17 protein-coding genes and 1 tRNA gene are annotated in these 21,955 nt (G+C 41.6%); 13 read left to right on the top strand and 5 right to left on the bottom strand.

The features are described 5' to 3' along the window. Positions 1–20: 20 nt before the first annotated feature. Together F0475_RS02120 and F0475_RS02115 are read left to right on the top strand one after the other, a co-directional pair. Positions 21–5,129: a tape measure protein gene (locus F0475_RS02120; protein WP_155715181.1), complete on the top strand. Its 5,109-nt coding sequence runs from the start codon at positions 21–23 to the stop codon at positions 5,127–5,129. Positions 5,130–5,131: 2 nt separating this feature from the next. Then, the gene (locus F0475_RS02115; RefSeq protein ID WP_155715180.1) at positions 5,132–5,548 is read left to right on the top strand and encodes a hypothetical protein; all 417 of its coding nucleotides are present in this window, start codon (positions 5,132–5,134) and stop codon (positions 5,546–5,548) included. Between the two features lie 26 nt (positions 5,549–5,574). Here F0475_RS02115 and F0475_RS02110 read toward each other — a convergent pair whose 3' ends face one another. Next, complete coding sequence (locus tag F0475_RS02110; protein WP_155715179.1) at positions 5,575–6,126, bottom strand: hypothetical protein; 552 nt, start codon at positions 6,124–6,126, stop codon at positions 5,575–5,577. Between the two features lie 47 nt (positions 6,127–6,173). Continuing rightward, positions 6,174–6,440: a helix-turn-helix domain-containing protein gene (locus tag F0475_RS02105; protein WP_155715178.1), complete on the bottom strand. Its 267-nt coding sequence runs from the start codon at positions 6,438–6,440 to the stop codon at positions 6,174–6,176. 252 nt (positions 6,441–6,692) lie between these two features. Here F0475_RS02105 and F0475_RS02100 point away from each other — a divergent pair, with 252 nt between their 5' ends. From F0475_RS02100 to F0475_RS02050, 11 genes are all read left to right on the top strand, one after another. Then, entirely contained in the window at positions 6,693–7,004 is a 312-nt protein-coding gene (locus F0475_RS02100) for a hypothetical protein (protein WP_155715177.1), read from the top strand. A gap of 23 nt (positions 7,005–7,027) precedes the next feature. Next, complete coding sequence (locus F0475_RS02095) at positions 7,028–7,354, top strand: SH3 beta-barrel fold-containing protein (RefSeq protein ID WP_155715176.1); 327 nt, start codon at positions 7,028–7,030, stop codon at positions 7,352–7,354. Positions 7,355–7,357: 3 nt separating this feature from the next. Beyond that, a complete protein-coding gene (locus F0475_RS02090) occupies positions 7,358–7,804 on the top strand; it encodes a hypothetical protein (protein WP_155715175.1) in 447 nt (148 codons plus the stop codon). Positions 7,805–7,900: 96 nt separating this feature from the next. Continuing rightward, entirely contained in the window at positions 7,901–11,767 is a 3,867-nt protein-coding gene (locus F0475_RS02085; RefSeq protein WP_199879769.1) for a hypothetical protein, read from the top strand. Positions 11,768–11,919: 152 nt separating this feature from the next. Next, positions 11,920–12,192: a hypothetical protein gene (locus F0475_RS02080; protein WP_155715173.1), complete on the top strand. Its 273-nt coding sequence runs from the start codon at positions 11,920–11,922 to the stop codon at positions 12,190–12,192. Positions 12,193–12,210: 18 nt separating this feature from the next. Then, positions 12,211–12,702 carry a hypothetical protein gene (locus tag F0475_RS02075; protein WP_155715172.1) on the top strand — a complete coding sequence of 164 codons (492 nt, stop codon included), beginning with the start codon at positions 12,211–12,213 and terminating at the stop codon, positions 12,700–12,702. A gap of 6 nt (positions 12,703–12,708) precedes the next feature. Continuing rightward, complete coding sequence (locus tag F0475_RS02070; RefSeq protein WP_155715171.1) at positions 12,709–13,152, top strand: N-acetylmuramoyl-L-alanine amidase; 444 nt, start codon at positions 12,709–12,711, stop codon at positions 13,150–13,152. 11 nt (positions 13,153–13,163) lie between these two features. Beyond that, entirely contained in the window at positions 13,164–13,679 is a 516-nt protein-coding gene (locus F0475_RS02065; RefSeq protein ID WP_155715170.1) for a hypothetical protein, read from the top strand. Between the two features lie 47 nt (positions 13,680–13,726). Continuing rightward, positions 13,727–13,948 carry a hypothetical protein gene (locus F0475_RS02060; RefSeq protein WP_155715169.1) on the top strand — a complete coding sequence of 74 codons (222 nt, stop codon included), beginning with the start codon at positions 13,727–13,729 and terminating at the stop codon, positions 13,946–13,948. A gap of 2 nt (positions 13,949–13,950) precedes the next feature. Continuing rightward, positions 13,951–17,265 (top strand): hypothetical protein, encoded by a 3,315-nt coding sequence (locus F0475_RS02055; RefSeq protein WP_155715168.1) that lies wholly within the window; start codon positions 13,951–13,953, stop codon positions 17,263–17,265. Positions 17,266–17,267: 2 nt separating this feature from the next. Further along, positions 17,268–19,262 (top strand): leucine-rich repeat domain-containing protein, encoded by a 1,995-nt coding sequence (locus F0475_RS02050; RefSeq protein WP_234422934.1) that lies wholly within the window; start codon positions 17,268–17,270, stop codon positions 19,260–19,262. On the opposite strand, the gene F0475_RS02045 is transcribed toward F0475_RS02050, so the two are convergent. The 3 genes from F0475_RS02045 to F0475_RS02035 form a co-directional block, all read right to left on the bottom strand. Continuing rightward, positions 19,253–19,558, bottom strand: coding sequence for a hypothetical protein (locus F0475_RS02045; RefSeq protein WP_155715167.1), 306 nt, complete (start codon positions 19,556–19,558; stop codon positions 19,253–19,255). The two genes, F0475_RS02050 and F0475_RS02045, sit on opposite strands and share 10 nt — an antisense overlap. Positions 19,559–20,165: 607 nt before the next feature. Beyond that, positions 20,166–21,365, bottom strand: a complete 1,200-nt coding sequence (locus F0475_RS02040; RefSeq protein WP_155715166.1) for a site-specific integrase — start codon at positions 21,363–21,365, stop codon at positions 20,166–20,168. A 146-nt stretch (positions 21,366–21,511) separates the two neighbouring features. Further along, positions 21,512–21,584 (bottom strand) — tRNA-Lys (locus F0475_RS02035). Positions 21,585–21,955: the final 371 nt, after the last annotated feature.

Raw genomic sequence — 21,955 nt, 5'->3', positions numbered from 1 at the left:
ATACACATTACAAAAAAGGAATGGCTGGATTAAAATTTGATATAACGGGGGATAATGGTAATATGCTTTCTGCTCTTCAAGGTGTTCAGAATGGCGTGAGACAGACTCAGAGAGTCGTTGAACAGAGTGGACATAGTATAGAACAGTTGTTTGGCAAGATACAATCGGCTGCAGCTGGAATTGCAACTGCTTTTTCAGCAAAAGAACTAGTTTCTAAAGTTCTAGAAGTTCGTGGAGAGTTCCAACAGTTAGAAGTTGCTTTTTCTACCATGTTAGGTAGTGCAGAAGAAGCAAATAGTCTAATGGATCAGCTTGTTAAAACAGCTGCTACAACTCCTTTTGACCTTAAGAGTGTGTCTGAAGGAGCTAAGCAATTACTTGCTTATGGTACACAAGCTAACGAGGTGAATGAAACTTTGATACGCCTAGGAGATATAGCTGCGGGTTTGTCAATTCCTTTAAATGACTTGGTTTACCTGTATGGAACCACCATGACGCAAGGTAGAATGTTTACTCAGGATTTACGGCAATTTCAAGGTCGTGGTATTCCTATTGCAGATGAATTAGCAAAGATATTTGGAACGACAAAAGACAAAGTAGGAGAGCTTGTAACTGCTGGAAAGGTAGGTGCAGCCGAGGTTCAACAGGCTATTGAGAATATGACTAATGCAGGTGGTCGCTTTGGCGGACTTATGGAAGCTCAATCACACACTATCACTGGTCAGATTAGTAATATTGAAGATGCTATTGATTCAATGTTTAATGATATAGGGAAAGCCAACGAAGGTGTAATTAATGATGCTCTTGGTGGTGTATCTTACCTTGTAGAACATTGGAAAGAAATAGCTCAAATAGTTCTTAATGTAGCATCAGCTTATGGTGTCGCAAAGGCAGCTGTAGTTGCATGGAGCGTCTATCAGAAGATACATAATCTTCTTATGGAGAAAGCTGCTGTTCAGATGGCTTTAGCTAAAGCTGAGGGGATAGCTTTGTCCGAAGCTGAGGCTGTTGCGTCTGTTGCTACTATGGGGTTCAGTAGTGCTCTTAATTCCTTAAAAGTTGCGATTGCTTCAAATCCAGTAGGAGTGTTAGCTGTTGCTCTTACAGCTGTCTTCACTGCTATGCAACTTTTAGACGATGAAACAAATGCTGCTGCTATAGAGTCTACGAAGTATGGTGATTCAGCTGCAAAGTCTATTCAGAAAGTAAGAAGTTTGTCTGATGAAGTAAAAGGCTTATCTGATTCAAATAAAGTAGTAACAACAAGTACAAAGCTTTCAAAAGATGTTCTAGAAGAATTAAATAAAGTCTTGGAACAGAACGGAGTGGCTCGTATTAAAGAAGGAGACAAAATAGATATTGTAAATAAGAAGCGTGAATTAGCAATATCTTTAATCAAAGAAGAAGCTATTGAGCGACAGAGATTAAATAATATTGATGCAGGGAATCAGGCGTATGAGGAAGAAATAAAAGCAGCTAAAGACGAACTATTTAAAAATTTCTCTAAAGCTACATTTAGGGATTCTAATGATAGTGGTATGTCTGATAAAATAATGCAGATGATTTTTGGTGACGCTGATAAAGTTAGAGAAAATGCCAGATTGCTAACTAATATTTTTAGTGACACTGTTGAGCAGTTTGCTCCTACGCTTGCTCAGAAAACAGGAAATGCTTATAAAGCCGAGATGGCGAAGATGTTCGCAGAGCTTAAAATGAAAATGAAAAGCGTTGGTTTCTCTGATAAAGAAATAAAGGAAATTTTTTCTAAGCTAGGAGATGGAGGATGGTTTGCGAATGTTCAATTCATACAAAAATATATAGATAGAGTTAGGGATGCTGCCACACAGAATTATAATTTTAAGAAATCTACAGATGCGGTTGCAGCTGCTGAAAAAAAAGCAGCCGATAAAACTCTCACATTCTCTGACAGAGTAGCTGGTATTAGTAGAGCCCTGCAAGGCCCGAACGATGGTGTACATCAATTGTATAAGAATATCCAAAGATTAATGGAGAAATACAAGAAAAACACTATCGGTTTTGAAATAATATTCTCAGGCAAAGTCCCTTCGTGGATGGATAAAATGGGTATCCCGCAACTTTCTGCATTAGCTAAACGTTTTACAGCTCTTGGAGAGTCTTTAAAGAAAGGGCAAACTATGAATGTGAATGGCAAAACATTCACAAAGGAACAGTTATTGCAAAAGGGTGCAGACTACGCCTCGGCAGCGGAGGCTAAACAGAAAAAAGCTGATGCTGCGAAGGGTAGTAATAATGAGGGTAAGACAAATCCTATTGCAGATCAGAAAAAGAATTTACAGGCTCAACTTAATTCTCTTTCATACAAAGACGCAATAGGTAGAAAAGGAAAAGAACTAAGAAAGAAGATAAGAGACTTACAGGTCAAGGAAAAAGCATATTCAGCCTCTTATGAGACGGATGCTGCTAAAGAAGCAGAACGCAAGAGAAAAGATGCTGCTAAAGAAGCGGAGAAAGCAGCAGAAGATGCAAAAAAAGCAGTCGAGCAGCAGAACGAAGCAAATGAGAGAGCCTTTGAGTTAAAAACAAAGACACAGATAGAGAATGCCCGTAAAGCAGAGGACTTAGCAAACGAAACCGAGCAGGCAGAGATTGACATCCTCAAAGATGGCAACCAGAAGAAGCTCCGTCAAATAGAACTCAATCATAAGAAAGAACAGCAGGCTATTGACAGAGCTTTTGAGGACATTAAGCAACGTCGTATAGAGCAAGCAAAACAAGCATGGGAGGCAAACCCAAAGAACAAGGGAAAGAACTTCTATGAGAGTACATCGTATAGTTATGCTTCATCTGACGAAAGATATACAACAGAAGAGCATACGAACTATGATTTTAAAACAAAGGCAGCATGGCATAAGTATGATGAAGAGGTTAAAAAGATACAGGAAGAGGAGAAAGCAACTAATGAGAAACGTGCTTTAGCTATCATCTCCTATCTCAAAGAGTACGGCACAATGCAAGAAAAGCGTCTCGCAATAGCAAAGGAGTATGACGCTAAGATTGAGAAAGCCGAAACAGAAGGAGATAGACTCTCTCTTAATGCACAAAAAGCAAAAGCAATAGCAGACTTTGATTTAAAAAACGAAAAAGACAATCTCAACTGGGATGAAATCTTTGGAGATATTGGGAATCAAACGATAAAACAGCTAGAGGTAGTAAAAGGCAGGCTTCGGGAAATGCTTTCATCCGATAACCTCAATGTGACAGACTACAAAGCTATTGTCGAGCAGATAGAGAAAGTAAACAATGCAATAGTCGATTCACAAGATAAGCAGAAGAAGTTCTTTAATTTCTCCACAGAACATGGCAAGGAACGAAGAAAGTTAGAGATGGACGTAGCTGACGCCTTAGAGAGGCAGGCGTCGGCAGCAGGTAGATTATCTGTTGCTACATTGAGAAATATGGAAAAGCAACGGAACGCTCGCCAGTCTGTTGAAAATGCAGGGGTAAAAGTAGACGGAGATATTTCCACTGCAAACATCGACAATATCCTCAAGCAGATAGAGGATAAATACGGCAAAGATAGTGCTCAATATAAGGAAGTCCAAAAAGCAATGGATGCTCTTGCTGCGAGCGAGCGTGACCTTATTAATGCAAACGAGCAAAAAAAGAAATCCGACAACGATGTTTCAAAGTCACAAGGGAAGTTAAACAAGTTCATAAACGACTTTAATGAGAACATGAAAGCGTTTATGTCTGCTTTCAGTTTGGTATTGAATAATCTTAATGACATCCCCGACCTATTATCGAAGTTTGGCGTTTCTGATGATAGTGACCTTATGAAAGGCGCAAAAGAGATAGTGACAGCAGGCAAAGAGGGTATGCAGGCTATTAAAGACTTCCAAAGTGGAAACTTTGTGGGGGCTGCTGCTCATGGCATGGAATCGGCTGGAGCTATCGGGAGAGCTGCTATTACTCTATTTAGTGGTAATGAAACCGCCATGGAGAAAGAGATAGAACGCCTTGCAAAAGCTAATGAGGGACTTTCTAAGGCTATTGATACGCTTTCAAATAACATTGAGAAGAAAGATAATACAAACTCTCAATCTGTCGATGCGTATAAGAAAGCCAAAAAGGCAGAAGAAGAATGGGAATCCAATCAAAGGAAAGCTATCAATAATAGAGCAAAGGAATACGCTAATACAGGTTACGGATTCTTAAAGCTAGGTGGTAGAAGTTCCTTTAATGCGTTTGCAAATGAGAATAAAAAGATATGGACTAGCTTTAATGCTACTCTTCAATCTTTAGGGTCAGATAAGCGAGTAAGCAGAGCCGAGGATTTATGGAATCTTTCTCCCGAGTTATTAAAGCAACTTCAAGCGAACAATAATACTGCATGGAGAGAATTATTTAATAACAAGGGACATAAGAATCCAAAGGAGTTGGTAGATGAGTATATTGAGCGTGCTGGCAAAGCTGAAGAATTAGCAGATAAACTCAACGAGAAACTAACAGGATATTCTTGGGATGGCTTTAAAGATAGTTACTTGTCTGCACTTGAAGATATGGAGAGTGACACAGAAACCTTTGCTAATAACATTAACAATGTCATTGGTAAGGCTATTCTTAACTCTCTCGTCAATAGTTCTGATATTCAAGAAAGGATTAAGAAAATTCATAAAATGATAGCTGACGCTGCCGAAGATGATAACTTTACAGAGAATGAAGTAGACGCTATCAGAAAGGAGAATAGTAGCTTATCAGATATTCTTTTGCAACGTCGTGAATCGCTAAAAGCTATGGGGTTACTTGTTGATAGCAACGAATCTCAAAAAGCAACTGCTAATGGAGTGACATCAATCACCTTTGAGCAAGCAAGCAACATCATTGCACTCACAACGGCAGGGAATATCTCACGTGACCAGATTAAGGACTTGATTACCGCCAAATTAAGTACAATAGATGTATCTGTGCGAGGTTTACAATCACTAATCGGGGAACAAAGAAATATCGCTGATGAATTAAGAACGATACAGGCTAATTCATACTTGGAATTGCAGGGCATTCACGAAGATACAACATCTATGAATAAAACCTTAAAAGAGATGAGTAGTAATGTATTAGATATTAAACGGAATATTAAAGATATGTAATTATGGTAGACTTGTTAATAAATGGGAGAAACGCACTCACTGAATGGGGTATACGCATGGGAGATGGGTTTCTTGATACTCTCAATAGTTATTATCCTCTAAAGGATTATATAACCAACAATGATAGATTGCGTGATGGCATGCAATACGCTAATATTACTCCTAAAGTAAACGAACGCAGTATTGTCCTAAACTTCACGATGGAGGGCAGTGATGCGGCAGATTTCAACGCAAAGAACAAATCCTTTGCCGAAATTATGAGGATGGGAGATATTACGATACAAATTCCCGATGATAGTCCCGATGTGTATCATCTTAAATACACTGGTAAGAGTTGCACCTTTGCACGGAATACAGAACGAACCTTTGCAAAGTTCGGACTTGCTTTCATAGAGCCGAATCCGACCAATAGGATATAAAAAGAGGGTAGCTTAGCGGCTACCCTTTATTTACATTCTTCTTTGCTCCTTGCTAACCCAAGAGGTAAAGGATAAAATGTAATGGTCGGGTAGTATTTCACATTCCCATTAAACTCATTTATATCTTTGATGTACGCCAACATTATCCTATCATCAAATAAGCACTTTAAAGGGTACGCAAAGAAAGGTTCTCCGATATCTTTAGTAAAGCGCATATCTATCCAATCATACTTGTTTGATAGAAATTCATATGCTTTAATATAGTGCCGTCTTGATGAAATTGTATCGTTTACTTTGACATCTATTGATACTGATATATACTCAACCTTATTTTTAGCAGTATTATCCCTTATGAAAACACTACTATTTAGCCCTAAATATTTACCCCTATACATAACTGTTGTTATGTTAGGTTCAGAAATATCAAGACCATCAAGAAAATATCCTAATTTCGTTAAAGTTTTCACAAAAGGAACACGATTATTATTCATGCTTATACCCATAAAGTAAGTATATTCTTGACATAAAGCTGGTGTAGATACAAGTATAATAATAAGTGCAATAATGTACCTTCTCATCTTAATATAGTGTTTAGTTATTACTCCGCAAAAGTAACAAACAAAAACTATTTTTCAGCATTATTAGAAACTTTTTTTGCTTCTAATACGATTTTTTCTCCACAATGGGGGCAAATAATAGTATTTGATGCGTCCTTTTCGTCTGCAAAGAACTCACTTACATTACAATTAATAGCATTTGCAATGCGCTCCAATGTGCCAACTGTTGGGTTACGGCTCATATTTTGGCTAAGTGTAACCCTTGAAATTCCCATTTTCTTTGCTACATCTTCTATTGTGTAGCCGCGCTCTTTTATTACCTTTTTTATATCCATATTACATGTTGATTATAAACTACACTGCAAAAGTATAAAGAAGAAATGAATAATGCAAATATTTAGGTGTTTTGTTTGACTAAAATCAACCTTTTGTTAATTTATGTAATATTATAAACATAAGTACCCCTTATTTGCTAACGTTTATTAAAATCATACACTTTTTGCGCAAAACATTTGTTTTGTATGATTATAGTCATTACCTTTGCGTTGTGATTAAGAAACAAATATAAACTATTAAATATTACGATTATGAATGCAACCTACATTTACACAGATAAGTTCGATACCAACAAAAAGTTGGCAAACAGAGCATTGAAAGCAATGAGCCAGATATGCGACTACGACAATGGTACGATACGCAACCCTCACGAGTTGGCGAGTTCAGTAATGCCTGACGGTCGCACGCTTATACAGACCATCTATGAAGATGGCGAGGTGAGATATAACGATGGTTGGTACATTGTAGAGGTAGATGACTTTCAAATGTATGTAGCTCTTACAGGCAGTGCAGAGAAAGAAGTTGGTGAGATACCTTACATACAAGACGTTGAATTAGATTGATAAACAACTTAAATATTACGATTATGGCAACAACATTCAAAAACACGATGAGAGAAGTAATGATGCTTGCATGGCAATTCGTTCGCAAAAATGGTTATACACTATCTGAAGCGTTAAAGTGCGCTTGGGTTAATATCAAGCTAAAAGCAGCCCTTAGCAAGCGAGTAGTTAAGTTCTACTTTCAGAAGGTAGATGGCAGCATACGTGAAGCATATGGCACTCTTATGAGTGAAAGAATACCAGCAACAAAGGGTACAAAGAAAACAGCAGACACTTGTCAAGTGTACTTCGATACAGAAAAAGACGAATGGCGTTGTTTTAAGAAAGCAAATCTTGTAAAAATAGCATAAGTTATGAACGCATACGAGAAATCAAATAAGATTGAGGCGGTAAAATTAAGCCGCCTCTCAAAGAAAGAATATAAGGCGGTATTGTCAGCTACTGAAAGCATATCAGACCGTCAGAAGAAAGCACAAATGCTTTGTGATTATCTTTCTGCACGATTCAAAGTGCCTGCACCAGTTGTAAGAGTAGTAAATCGTGCTCAACCACATAGCACTGGTTATCGTGGTACGTTGAGGCGTAAGACTTTAGGCACTTATACGCCTGCATTGCAAGTAATAACATTGTATAATATCACTGCTATAAAGAAACAAGTAGTTTCAATTAAGCAGATGGCAGCCACATTGCTGCACGAGTATTTACATCATTATGATTTTGAGGTGTTAAAACTCGGTGCGTCACCTCATACAACTGGGTTCTATAAAAGAATATCAGACTTAGAAAATAAATTAAAATAGGCAATGTGGGGCTATCACCCCCACACAAAACCTACAATAAGCCACAACTAAGACATTGTGGCTTTTCTATTGTCCCCTACTCTACCATTTTATTATATGCTCGCTAACTTTGTGCGTATGGTAATATACGACATCAACGGCAATAAGATAATAGATGCAACGCTTACAAGTGGGGCAGAACATGAGGAAGAGTTGGGGAAGTCTAACTTAGTACGTTTGTCATGGCAAAGCGAATTAAAGGTTACTTTGCCTGCTGGTGCGTATATCATACCTTTTGATGATGGGTTGAAGTATAGGCTACTCAACTCATACACACCGAATGAAGATAGTACGGCTTTCAAGTACACCCCCGAATTTCAGCACCCTTTAATGTGGCTTTCACGTGTGCCGTTTCTCTACGATACTACAGATGCGGATAAAAACCCTATCAAGCAGCAAGAATGGTCATTTGAGGGGTTAACGACAAATGCACTTGAATACGCTTGTAAGGCTATCAACGAAGCATTAGGAATAACAGAGAAAGCGCAGCAATTCACTTACACCCTTTGCGGTAACGTGGATGCGTCTGTTTCATTCTCGGTATCATCGAATGATATACTTTCTGTATTGTCTGCTATTGCTCAGGGGTGTAAAAACAACTCATGCGAGTGGCATTTATCATGGGAGCACAAATCATTGTACTTCGGTCAGATAAGTATTAATCTCGGCGAAGAAGTACCAACGTTAAAGGCGCATGATAACGTACAAGTGCCTAACATAAGCGATAGCAAGGAGAATTACTATAACTGCTTCTATCCACAAGGCTCAACAAAGAATATGTCTACAAAGGCACTTGTTGGCACTGGCAACGTAGCTACCCTCCTAAGGTTAGGACTTGACAAGGAGACCTATCCAGACGGATGTATCTATGTAGACACGGATGGGAATATTACAACAAAGGCAGCTTTTGACGCTTCAAATGCTATCAAGCAGACATTGGCTCTCTCCTTTGATGATGTTTATCCTCATATCGACTTGTATGTTTACAATGTCCGTAAGCACGTGTGTTATCTCAAGAATAGCCAGACAAAGGAAATAGAGCTTGACAGCAGGGGAAACAAAAAGACCTATACTATTTGGTATATGCGCCTTGCTTTCCCATCTACAACACAGATAGCAGGCAAGAATGCTATCAATATAACTCACGATAAGAACGAAAGTGGAGAAATCATCACGCACTATTGGTATGATTATGAAATAGACCGAACAAAGCAGGTATTACAGGGTTACACGCTCAAAGGAATATTCAAGGTTAACACCCATGCCACAGATGGGCAATACGACGCACTGACACAAGGGCTTGTAGGGCAGCCAAACGGGCAAGAGGGCTTTGAACTCCATTACCACGAGACGAATCAGAATATCTCAGAGAGCATCTCAAATGGTGATAGTGGTGTATCTATCATCAAGGGCGACTATGAGATAATCAAGTATCAGAGTGGCGACACCATCATTCCTACCAACGAAAGCGAAGGTCTTTACCCACGTGGCAAGAACCTCCCAGACTTCACTTGTAATATGGTCGTGCTGTTTAACATCGTTATGGGCGAACACGAAACAAAGCTCGCTCAAGCGGAATTAGCAGCACGCACCATCAAGGAGATAAACAGACGGACGCAAGACAATAACAATTATTCCTTTGCGTCTAATGCGGTTGTCTTTGCGGAGCGTAACCCTAACCTTTACATAGGTCAGAAGGTAGTCTTTGACGATGGGCAGGGCTATAAGTTAAATACACGTGTTATCAAGCTGGTTACGAAGCTGGACTATCCAATCATACAGGATATTGTCGTTGGCAATCAAGCCGTCAAGGGTACTATCTCTCAACTCAAGGAGGATGTGAATAATATCCTTTCGGGTAATTTCAGCGGTGGTGGTATCAACGCTAGTCAGACCGCCGAGATAATCAAGAACTATGTTGACCCACGTTTCCTCCGCAAGGATTCCCCTGACACCGCACAAGATCTGATAACGTTCCTCAAGGGCATTGCTATTGGTGGCAGCTATGGCATTGACAAGGAGGGTGTGGCACGACTGGAGCAGCTCGTGATGGGGAACTTTGTCAAGGATAATAGTGGGGCGAGTATCTATCAGGATGAGCAGGGGCAGTGGCACGTGGAGGGCGATGTCTTTCACGTGAGAAAGAAGCTGACCGCAGAGGAGGTGGAGATAATGAAGACCTCTCACATCAAGGGCAAGGTGGTAAACTCTGCTGGTGGCTTTGTCATCTCACGAATAGAGAAGATAAATGGTGCGTGGCGTTGTTACTTCCGCCAGCAGGATGCCGAAGGACGCAGGGTGTATAACTCTATGCGTGTGGACGATTTAGCGTTGTGCGAGACGTTCAACCTCGTTGACAATAACGGGCAGGCAGCGAATCATTACTGGCACCGCAGGGTTACGAGCGTGGGCACGGATTACGTGGATGTGGCGGATAACACACAGGCGGATGATTACGCCAGTGGGAGCGATGAGCCGCAGGTGGGCGACGATGTTGTGCAGTTAGGTAACCTCACGGTTGAGGATAGACAGAGTGCTATTATTCAGTCGGCAGCTGGCGAAGGTGCGCCTTACTTTAAGATTATAAAGGGCATCAATTCTTTTACCCTTCCTGACCCTATCTTCCTTTTTGATAAGCAGAACTTCGAGATAAGGGTCGAGAACCCTGCTAATCGTGGTAAGTATATACGTCTGCAAGACTTCTTGGAATCTATGCAGGGACGTATCAATGCTGTGCAACAGCAGTCAGACAAGCAACTTGTTATTTGGTTTGGTGACGTGGTACCAACACTCACCACTGAACCTGCTAACGAGTGGGCGGACGAAGCTACAAAGGAGATGCACCTGCATGACATCTACTATAATCGAAGCTATGCAGAGACGGGTGGCGGCAGGGCGTATTCGTTTGAGAAGAATCCAGACAACACCTACTCTTGGCATGAGATTACCGACGCTGACGTGTTGAAGTCGCTCGAAGCAGCTAAACGAGCACAGGACACGGCGGACGGCAAGCGCAGGGTGTTCGTCAAGGCGCAGCCCACGCCACCATACGATGAGGGCGACCAGTGGGCGAATGCCACTTACGGCACGGAGTATCAGAACGACCTCCTTGTGTGCGTTAAGCCTAAGAAGAAAGGCGATGCGTTCGACATAGCCGATTGGCAGTCGGCACAGGCGTACACCACGAAGAAATTTGAGGCACAGTTGAAAGTGGGCGATAAGACGATTGACGCTGCCATTCGTGACCTCCGCACGGGGCTTGAATCGGTGGGAATGCACTTAGACGGCGAGAATAGTACGCTTACTTTGGTTGCGAACAAGACCCGTGTACAAGCCGCTGATGGAACGGAATCAGCCGTATTCAATGCTGATGGCACGATTGACGCACGGCACATCATTGCGCAAGGCACGGAGGACAGAATAGAATATGGTATCATCGATGGGCGTGCTAATCTTATCATCAAGGATAAGCAGGGCAACACGATGTTACTCTTGAACCGCAACGGCATTGTTTTGCCAACGGATATTACTGCCTACGCACGGCGCAAGGCTTTCACCATGACGGTCAAGGACGCATCAGACGGTGTGTATGTTTCGGTGCTAATCAGCCTCACGCTCTTTGTGCGCAACACGGGATTTGAGCGCAGCACCTTTGGAAATAATATCCGTATTGAGGTGGATGTGCCTATCTTAGGTATTAAGGATTTGGTTGTACCCGTTGGCGTGGTCGAATCCGCAGGGCAGGGCAAGACGCTGAATGTGGACGAAACGGGCGAGATATTATATGTTGCCACGTGGGATAAGCAGTACAAGGTTGGCACACCCATTCCCTTAACTCCCGAGTTCGAGTACAGGGTCTTGTGGCGCAACAAAGTGATAGATAAAGGAACGGGAGAAATAACGAGAATGCACGAGGGCAGTTGATTCCACTAGCTAAGAAAATGAGCAGTAGTGCTCGCAACGTTGACCAGCGGTGCTCACAACGTTGACCAGTAGTGCTCAAAACAACATATCGCACCACTCACAAAACAAAAGCCCCAAGGGCGGTGTTGAAAGGGGCATAAATAATTTTAATTATGGACGCAATATACAAGTTTTTCAGTAAGCTCGCCAGCATTGGCAGCGACAAGTATCTGCACATGCTTGCAGGATTAATCGTATCGATGGTAGTATGCCGTGGGCTGCACGCCATTGATGCAAGTTTGTTATTATCGCTCGTACCCGCTTTCATTCTCATGTTTGGCAAGGAGAGCATGGACTATTACTTCCGCAAGGAGCTGTTCGATTGGCACGATGTCGTGGCAGGGATGACGGGAGCACTATTGGGTATAGGGCTCTATCTGTTGTAAGAAAGGAGGGGTATTCGTATGAACTATTTAGAACAATTTAAATACGTAATGTGTAGTGTCATCAGCGGAATGCTGAGTTTATTCTTTCCCATAAGGGACTTTATGTATGCTATGCTTGTAGTCTTCGGAATCAACTATATCTTTGGATTAGTTGCAGGACTGAAACATGGTGAGGAGTGGAACTTTAAAAAATCAATGGTGTTCTTCTATCATTGTTGTTTATTCTTCGTAATGTCAGCTTCTATTTTCATTACAGGCTATTTCCTTCATGCAGGAGAAGAGACGCTCGGAGTTGTAAAGGCATTGTGCGGTGTGGCGATTTGGTTTTACTCTACGAATATCGTCCGAAATTGGAGAATGATGCTCATTGAGGATACTACAATGTGGAAAGTGGCAGGTTTTGTTTATTACGTTCTGACACTGAAAGCGATAGACAAAGTACCGTTCCTTAGTGAGTATCTTAAAACATCTCACGTCGATATTAACGACAATAAACCCAAATTCGATTAATGTAAGATGAGAAATATAAAATACATTGCGGTTCACTGCACCGCGAGCCATCAATCCATGACGATTGAGGGCTTAAAGCAGGAGTTCAAGCGTAAAGGCTGGGTTAATCCTGGTTATCATTACGTGGTATCGCCAGACGGAAAGATTACACAGTTGCTTGATGAGGAGAAAGTAAGCAATGGCGTTAAGGGTTTTAATTCTGTTTCAATCAATGTTGCTTATATTGGTGGCATTGATACCAATGGCAAACCCGCTGATAACCGCACAGACGCACAGAAAGCAAGTCTGCGTTCCCTACTGAAGATGCTACATAAGAAGTACCCCACAGCCGTGATTCAAGGACATAGGGACTTCTCACCAGACTTGAATAAGGACGGCAAGATAACGCCTAACGAGTGGATGAAAGCTTGTCCGTGCTTCGATGCAAAGACAGAGTACGCTAATCTTTAAGTAAGGGATATATGGAAAAGAAACATTTACTATTCGTTGCAATATTTTTTGCGGTACTTTGCGTTAGCTGTTCGCATAGAGTGTATGTTCCTGTGCAGAGCGTGCGCACCGATACGGTCTATATGGCGAGAAAAGACAGCGTACACATTAAGGACAGCCTTATCATTCGGCAGGTGATAAACATCCGTGACAGCATTGCTATCCATGACAGTGTGGTGATCGTCAAGGACGAGCAAGGCAACGTTAAGGAACGGTTGATCGTTCGCTATCGTGACCGATGGCACGCTACGCAGGATAATCTAACACTGCAACGTCAGCTTGATCGCTATAAGGCAAGTAATGACAGCCTGCGAGCAACAAGGAAAGAACGCATTGAAGTCCCTGTTCCAGTAGAGAAGAAGCTATCCCGATGGGAGAAGCTAAAGATGGATGTCGGCGGATGGGCAATTGGCGCAATGTCTACTTTTATACTTGCATCAGTGGGTTACATCCTGGTATGGCTGCTGAAAAAATATCGAAAGCTTTAGCGTATTAATCCTTGCAAATTCTTGAATAACTTGCAAGAAATTCTATAATGAAGTACATCAAGCTACATCTCACAGAGAGCCGCACGAAAGATAACCGTTTTGTACAAGCATCTATCCGTGGCATCGAAGATAATACGGGTGAGAGTTTTTCTTCCTCTCACCCCAAACTCCTACAAGACATCATCTGCCATGCGCTATCATTGGCACACGGATTAGAGGTGGAGGGCAACAACGGATTTACTTATACATTCCCATTCAAACTAGCATAGACATGGCTAAGACGATAGAACCAATTTACATCCCTAATAAGCAAACGGGAAACCAACTCACGGCTGAGGAATTTAACAAGATTCCCGAGAAGATTAACGAACTCATACAGGAACGCAACGCAGAAGAGGAGCGTACGAAAGCTGTTGTAGCTAAGAACAGACCCTCAATAGGGCAACTTTCCAACGTCAATAGCGAGGCGGATAACCTTACATCGGATACCTGGGTGCTGGTTTGGCTCGATGATCAGTGGACGCCAGTGAAGCTATCAGAGCTTTTAATAGGGCAAGGCGGTGGCGGACAACAGCAGACTATTTTGTACTATCTGCGTGCTATCAATCAATTACCTTCCGCAACCTTGTCTGCCTCTAAGTCGGCTGGTGAGTGCGCTATTCGATTTATGTTTGTCTCTCGCACTAAGGATGTAGGACAGGCGGATTATGTAGATAGTGGCGAATGGGGAACGTACGAAATCTTCGCTAAGGCTGGCGATGGTACGTTCGTTAGTAAGGCTCGTGGTCGCTGTCAGTCGAATACCATTACCACGGTTGATGTCTTCAAGTTCCTTGAGAGTGGACAGAACAATATCATGGTGAAGATTACTGGTGAGGTGACAGGACAAACCTCTCCTGCCTTGGTCTACTCTATCACGCTGTCGGCTCTCTTCCTTTCTATCTCAGAGTTCAACTGGTGGAAAGCCTATCAAGGCGACATTGTGCTGCCTTGCTACATCAGCGGTAATATCTCTAAGACGCTTCATGTGAAGATTACGGGTGAAGGCTACGAGCAGACGTATGAGCGTCAATTCGGTACTGCCACTTATACATCATCTCCTGTAGCCTATACCGTTCCATTCACGAATAAGACAGGTATCTTCCATCTCTCTGCTTGGCTATCGAATGAAGACAATACTGTGCAGACTACTCCAGTAGGCTACGACTTTATGGCGGTGGCTAATAACGAAACTGTGAAGATGGTAGTCGTGAACAACAAGGCGGAGAAGCTGCTGAACTGGTACGAAAATAAGGTATTGGAATACGCTGTATATGACGGCAAGGCTGTTACAACACCACTCTCAATCTTGATGAAGAAGGATAACGAGGTGCTGCAAGAAAATGTGTCTGAGAATACGCTGACACAAACCAAGATGCAATACACGCTTTCGCTTGAGGTCGAGACAATAGATAACTCTGACTTTACGGCGTTAATCGGATTCCGTACTCACCCAACTGACGAGGTGCGACTACGTGACGCTATCCCATTCCCTGTGGATAACTCACAAGGCTATTCAGCTACAGCAGGAGCGGTGTTCTATTTGAATGCAAAGAATAGAAACAACACCGACACCGACCGTAACGTCCTTCGTAACCTTATCAATACCGAGCATATCGGTGCGGAGTGGCAGAACGTAGCCTTTTCACGTGATGGATGGGTAATGGACGAGGAAGGCGCACGTACACTTCGCCTCACGGCAGGCGCACGTCTCACGATTGATTACAAGCCTTTCGCAAAGGAGGCAGCACAAACGGGTAAGACTATTGAGATAGACTATCAGATTAACAATACATCTGATTACGATACAGAGTGTATCTCTATTGCTATGCCTTATCAGAAGGGGTATATCGGATTGAAAGTAAAGCCGTCCTCTATTATGTTCGCAACTCGTAGCGAGCGTAACGCTGATGTGCAGGCGATGAGTACTGACGATGGCGTGCGTATTCGCCTGGCACTCGTTATCTCGCCAAAGAAGTACACCTACGTCTTGAATGGTAATACGTATTATCTTAACCTCGTGTATCTCTACATTGACGGTGTAGAATCTCGCAAGTTCGCTTACTTGCTTACTGATTCTATGCAGATAGGTTCAGGAGGTGGTATCGTTATAGGTTCTGACAAGGCGGACGTTGATTTGTACTCTATTCGTGTGTATGACAGCGCAATGGACGCTGCAAACGTACATCAAGACTATATTAATGCCTTGTCGACTGTCGGTGAGAAGAGTGCTGAAAAGTTAGATAACGACATCTACGATACGCTCGGTACCACGGTCGACTTTGACAAAGTGCGTGGCAAGGTGAATGTCTTTACTTTTGATAAGCCACTCCCAGCATACGAATACGGCAAGTCTTATCGTCCAAAGGGAACACTTGAGATATACCCTAAGGATGGCAACACGAATCTTAACCGATTGACGATTACCAACCTCCAACTGCAAGGTCAAGGTACATCCTCTATGCTCTATTATCTATGGAACTGGAAAGCAAAGGTAGCCAAGGATACGACCATCGTGTATGAGGACGGACAAACGGCACAGAAGAAGTTTGAGTTGTTCAAGAATCTGCCTAAAATCTCAAAGCTGACAGGAAAGAAGAATATCGCTTCTTCTATGCAATATCACAAGATGGGGTCTGTAAATTCATTTACCGACCTATGGAAAGCGGTTGGCTTGACTAATGAGGGTATCGAACAGAACAGCGAAGCACGTGTATCTATTTACCAAGAGACATTTGTAGGCTTCGAGAAACAGACAGCGGAGGACGGTACTGTGACGTATAAGTTCGTCGGTTTGTTCACTATTGGACCAGACAAGGGTGATGCTGCAACCTTCGGATATGATAAGGACCTTTTCCCTGACCTCTTATCTATCGAGGGTTCAGACAACTCTCCACGCTTGACACTCTATCAAGTGCCTTGGGACAAAAGGCGCATCCGTTACAATACGGAGGAGGAAGCATACCAGTACCAAGTCTCTGAACTCTCTTGGGAGAATTGTTGGGACTTGGATTATGCCGACCTCCCTGCGGATGATAAGACTACAGCAGATAATGAGACACGACAGCGTGCAGAGCAGCTCGTTGAATCGTATATCACGGCTTACAATATCATCTATTCGTGCAATACATTCATTGAGCCTTTCAATGGAACGCTTGACGAACTGAATGCTGACCCACATTCAACCCATATCGAGTATTGGATAGCAAAGCAGGACGACTCTAACCAGTACAACCTGTACTATTACGATAGCTTGTATAAGAAATTCTGTCCGTCAACACTCGATAGCGGTGCAACAGTGGTTAATCTCCGTCAGCAGTTAGTCGGAGATAAGTACGGCTTAACCGAGACGATATTCAACTCGGTTAGTGATGCAGCCCAGCTCAATGAGTTATTCAAGGCAGCACGCATTCAGAAGTTCCGTGCTGAGCAGTCACAGCACTGGGACATCAGCGACCTACTTTATCATCAACTATATGTTGAAGCGGTGGCAGCGACCGATAACTGCGCAAAGAACATATATCCGTATAATTTCAATGCAGAATAGATATGGCAAAGAGTAAATGGAAGTTTCGTCAGGATGACCTTGATACTATCCTGACAGTCATCAACCAAGGTTTAATGAAGAAACCTTACCACGTAGAGTATCACGACACCTACGAGGACGGTACGCCAGTATGGAACGGTGAGAAATCCGTACTATGGAACTTGATGGAACAAGCGTACCCAGAGGAGCGTGCGCAGATGATGCGTCGTATGCTTGCGAAGATGGAGGAACTCGGAGGTCTACAAAAGGGTACGCACCAGCAGAAACTCTTTGCATTCTTTGATAAGTACTATTTCTCTGTGATAGATAAATTCTCATCTATGCTCTACAATGAGGATGGAAAGCTGTACGAAAAAATGAAGCTTGCCATGCTGCAAGGTACATATACGAACGATACCGACCCTCTGGGCCAGTCGCTCGGTGATGGTAAGTCACCTGAAGTTGCTTGGGTCAAGAAACGCATCCAATACCTTATGTCTAAGTACAGCTTCGGAGATTACGACGCTAAGACCGCTGAAGGTGCGATAACTGTTCGTACCTCTGCACAGGCGGACGCTACAACTAACTCTATTACATTACGCTTGACTCCTGCAATGAAGCTGTACCCTACAATCGCATACGGTACCACAATCATGCGTGGTGCTCGCACTGATGCTGGTAAGGCTTGTGAGATTATAGTCGATATTAACGGCACGTCCGACCAGCAGCTATCAGTTAAATCAGCAGACTACCTGCTCGATATAGGCGATTGGAGTTCGTATGTCATCAATGGTGCGTTATCTATTATTGGTAAGCGACTCAAACGATTAAAGCTCGGTGATGAGAACGAGCAGAAGGTGAAGATACTTATATCTTCGCTTACGCTTGGCAATACAACCTCCTTAGAGGAGATTGATGTTCAGAATATATCTACGCTTGGAGGCTCGCTCGATATGCGTAGTAACTTCCGTCTGCGTAAGTTCCTCGCTGGTGGGTCCTCGTTAACCGAAGCACACTTCGCAGATGGTGGTGTGCTCGAGGAAGCCGATTATCCAGCAACCACGTCCTATATCGAACTCAAGAACCTCGACCGCCTCACGAACGAGCACTGCAACACTGAAGCCTGCGCACCGAACGTGATGAGCTACTTTGTCAGCGGTTGCGATAATCTTCAACCCGTGAAGAAGCTCATCGATATTATGGATGTACAGGTAGGACAAACCCCTCACGCTCTCCGCTACGTGCGCTGTGTTGGCTTCAATGAAACATTTACAGACGGGCGAGCCTTTGATAAACTCTCCCAGCTCGTAGACGGCACTTACCAAGGAATCGACGCAGAGGGTCAGTACGGCAATGACCCTTACCCTGTCTTGGACGGTACTATCAACCTCACCACTGGTGCGTATCGTGACACCTACGATGCGTTGATGACTCATTACCCAAAACTTAAATTGAACATCGCTAAGTGGTGGATTCGCTTCGAGGACCCAGAGGTGAAGCGCATTTGCGTGGAAAACTGGGATAAGGACGGTGACGGTGAGCTAAGTATGGAAGAAGCCGCAGCTGTTAGTTCCATCGGGACTATCTTTGCAAATCGTACCATAAAAGGGTTTACGGAGCTTCAATATTTCTCTGATTTGAAGAAAGAAAAGAAACCTTTTGGCGAAAAAGGAGCCTTCGAGAGATCTATATTTGGAACAATATCTCTCCCAGAAGGATTAACCATGGTTCCTAATTCGATGTTCCGTTATAGTCAAGGGGAGTGCGTTATAATACCCTCTTCTGTAATAGCTATTGATGAGCTCTCATTTAATAGTGCGAGAATAAAGAAATTAGTTCTCAAAGGCAACAACTATATTGACACAATTAGATATTGGGGAATCCTTGCCGTACGAATTGATACTCTATACGTAGCGTCTCATTTAGTCGAAACATACAAGCAAAGTACAAAATGGAATCGTCAAGCTATGCAAGGTTATTTAGGAAATATCTTACCCCTTAGTGAGTATCAAGAGTGATACTCACTAAGGGGATAAATTCGTTCTGCAACACGAGACCAGCCGTCAGAATGTCTATAAACGTCTATTACGTCGTCGGGAACATATATAAGTCCGTTACCACCGAGCGAACTATCTCCAATATTAGGTGGGGTTTTAGATCTTAAAATGGTAGTCTTAGATCGCAAGGATGGTTGACTCCACCCAAAAGAAGAAATAGTAGAAGGGTAGTCAACGACATCCTTAATATTGTTATCAAAACCTTCTGGTATATATGAGAGTTTCCCCTGTTCGACAATAACATTCTTTAATGACATAAGTTTTTTTCCTGTGACACCTCCGAAGGTATACCAGTCTATAATATCTACACTCTTAGAAATAGTAATTGATTCTAAAGAGTCACAGTCCTTTAAATTCTCATATTCAAGTCTTTTGATATTGGTAAAAGATAAGACCTGTAGATTTCTTATTCTTCTGTTTTCAGCAAAGATAGTCCCGATGGAACCCTCACCTAAACGCTCTTCGTATCTCCTTATTAATCGTTGTGTCTTTCACAGCAGAATACACCTGCGTTGTCTTTATGCTCTGATGACCTAATATGTGTTGTATAATTAGGTAAGCTCGCTCCCTTACAAATTCTTTCCAATACTTGCAATATTTGAAAGAATTTGCATAAATTCATCGAATAAATATTCCTTTTCTCTTGCATCTTTCACGATAATTTGCTAAATTTGTAGGAGAAAAGGATTGAATTCGTATTTGACATAGATTTAGGTTTTTAGTTATTATTAAGGTAAGATTATTTTTAGGATAACCCTGCCAAGAAACTTTGTGTTAACTTAGACGCAGAAGCTGCAAAATGTCTTAAAAAAGCAAATCCCAAGAACGTATCAGAGTGGATAAGTAATTGTATAAAAAAAGCTGCTACAAAAGTGTAGTAGCTTTTTTTGTGTACTCAAGAATTTTTCTCATAGCTTCATCGGAATGCTTTCTCATTATTCGAATGTAGTTATATATAGGTCTGTTTTGCTTCATAGATTGTCCTATTGTATATTCAAGCACCTCAAGAGGAATCCCTAATTCAAACCCATATTGAACAAACGATTTTCTTGCCGAGTAGAAGCATAATCGATGTATTTCTATGTTTTTACCTATTTTTTGTAACGTACGTGCAATGTATCTATTAAAGTTCCTGTAAGTAAATGAATATCCAAATTTAAGACTATTATCGTCTGATTTATACTTGTTTATTATGTTAAGAGCTTCGACAGGTATTGATATCTCTATACGTTTATCTCCACGTTTCGTGTTTTTTGTTTTTGTACGTATGTATTCTATCTCTTTGTCGTTTGAGAACTTTATCGATAATATATCTATTAGGTTTATGCCGCCAAGATAAAAAGACAGAAACCACAAGTCTTTTGCTATAGATTCTATCTTGCTTTTAGGAAAGTATGCCTTTAGCTTACAAAATTGCTCAACAGACAAATCAAGATTTCGTTCTAAAGACTGAGGTATTTTGCAATCTTGGAAAGGAGGTATGTCTTGCTTAACGAAATATCTTTTTCTTGCAAGATTTGTTAAGACACGTAATCTAACGAGGTACATTCCTGTGGTAGTCTGATTGAGCTTTTTCTTATTCCTCAAGAATCTTTCAAAGTTACTAATCGTTGTAGGTGTTATATCCTTAGCTGCTATGTCACCTTTCGTAAATTCAGTAAAGTATTTACAACACCTTTCTATAAGCTCAGCATAGCCAATTCTTTTGTCTTCTCTTAGTTCTTTAACGTACTCTTTACAAATTACACCTATTGCTATGTTTTCGTCTTTCTCAGAGTAGTTAACGAGTCTATTCTTTAACTCCCTTGAAGATAACATAGCAAGTCCGTTAGTGTCATTTAGAATCTCTTGATACTTGTTTAAAAGATTGCGAAGCTGCATGTTTATAATGTCAGCATCGAATCTCTTTACTACTTGACCATTTTTGAACTGAGATAAATCATCTATAATATAAGGTGTGATAATATAAGACGTTTCATGACGATGTCTTACAGCAATGCGTATTTTGTGCTTTCCATTAGAAAGCTGCTTTGCTTTAAAAATTGTTGGAGAAAGTGTTGCCATAATGTTTTGTTAAAATTAAAGGATACTCAAAAGTAACGCAGTTTACGTCAGATTTGAGAAAATAATCTCTTTTTTTTAACTAATATAGACGTAAGTTAGAAAAAGAAAATGCCCAAAACTAAGGTAGTTTAGGCATTTCTTTCAAGTGATCCGCATGGGGCTCGAACCCATGACCCCAACATTAAAAGTGTTGTGCTCTACCAGCTGAGCTAGCGGATCTCCCTATGCTTTTGTTAATTGCGGTTGCAAAGGTACTAAGTTTTTTTGACTATACCAAATATTTTGAGATATTTATTTCTTTAGGGTTAATTCATAGATATTCTTTAATGCTTTTAGGCATCTTCTAGATAAGTGTTGATAGTTGACTCATGAGGGGACGGGGCTATCATACAATATTAATGGTGATGAAAAAGGATAGATGAAGGATTTCGTTTATAAAAAGCAAAACATTTTTACTGTCATTCCTGTCACCCTATCAGATACTTCAAAGTGTTGTTTCACAGCCTATTATGTTAAATGTTAAAAGTGAAAGCAATGATGATTAAAGCCAAATTAAGTTTTTTGTGGGTTCGATAGGGTGTATTTTTTTT

Source organism: Prevotella vespertina (genome assembly GCF_009728485.1).
GTDB classification, from domain to species: domain Bacteria; phylum Bacteroidota; class Bacteroidia; order Bacteroidales; family Bacteroidaceae; genus Prevotella; species Prevotella vespertina.
Note: the sequence above shows the minus strand (reverse complement) of the source record. Positions and strands in the feature narration are given on the sequence as shown.

What these genes read in the sequence shown, in the direction of transcription:
- F0475_RS02110 (WP_155715179.1), bottom strand. Translation starts at nt 6,126, where the DNA reads ATGAGAAGGTACATTATTGCACTTATTATTATACTTGTATCTACACCA.
- F0475_RS02080 (WP_155715173.1), top strand. Translation starts at nt 11,920, where the DNA reads ATGGACGCAATATACAAGTTTTTCAGTAAGCTCGCCAGCATTGGCAGC.
- F0475_RS02095 (WP_155715176.1), top strand. Translation starts at nt 7,028, where the DNA reads ATGGCAACAACATTCAAAAACACGATGAGAGAAGTAATGATGCTTGCA.
- F0475_RS02100 (WP_155715177.1), top strand. Translation starts at nt 6,693, where the DNA reads ATGAATGCAACCTACATTTACACAGATAAGTTCGATACCAACAAAAAG.
- F0475_RS02055 (WP_155715168.1), top strand. Translation starts at nt 13,951, where the DNA reads ATGGCTAAGACGATAGAACCAATTTACATCCCTAATAAGCAAACGGGA.
- F0475_RS02060 (WP_155715169.1), top strand. Translation starts at nt 13,727, where the DNA reads ATGAAGTACATCAAGCTACATCTCACAGAGAGCCGCACGAAAGATAAC.
- F0475_RS02120 (WP_155715181.1), top strand. Translation starts at nt 21, where the DNA reads ATGGCTGGATTAAAATTTGATATAACGGGGGATAATGGTAATATGCTT.
- F0475_RS02045 (WP_155715167.1), bottom strand. Translation starts at nt 19,558, where the DNA reads ATGTCATTAAAGAATGTTATTGTCGAACAGGGGAAACTCTCATATATA.
- F0475_RS02040 (WP_155715166.1), bottom strand. Translation starts at nt 21,365, where the DNA reads ATGGCAACACTTTCTCCAACAATTTTTAAAGCAAAGCAGCTTTCTAAT.
- F0475_RS02065 (WP_155715170.1), top strand. Translation starts at nt 13,164, where the DNA reads ATGGAAAAGAAACATTTACTATTCGTTGCAATATTTTTTGCGGTACTT.
- F0475_RS02070 (WP_155715171.1), top strand. Translation starts at nt 12,709, where the DNA reads ATGAGAAATATAAAATACATTGCGGTTCACTGCACCGCGAGCCATCAA.
- F0475_RS02115 (WP_155715180.1), top strand. Translation starts at nt 5,132, where the DNA reads ATGGTAGACTTGTTAATAAATGGGAGAAACGCACTCACTGAATGGGGT.
- F0475_RS02085 (WP_199879769.1), top strand. Translation starts at nt 7,901, where the DNA reads ATGCTCGCTAACTTTGTGCGTATGGTAATATACGACATCAACGGCAAT.
- F0475_RS02090 (WP_155715175.1), top strand. Translation starts at nt 7,358, where the DNA reads ATGAACGCATACGAGAAATCAAATAAGATTGAGGCGGTAAAATTAAGC.
- F0475_RS02105 (WP_155715178.1), bottom strand. Translation starts at nt 6,440, where the DNA reads ATGGATATAAAAAAGGTAATAAAAGAGCGCGGCTACACAATAGAAGAT.
- F0475_RS02075 (WP_155715172.1), top strand. Translation starts at nt 12,211, where the DNA reads ATGAACTATTTAGAACAATTTAAATACGTAATGTGTAGTGTCATCAGC.
- F0475_RS02050 (WP_234422934.1), top strand. Translation starts at nt 17,268, where the DNA reads ATGGCAAAGAGTAAATGGAAGTTTCGTCAGGATGACCTTGATACTATC.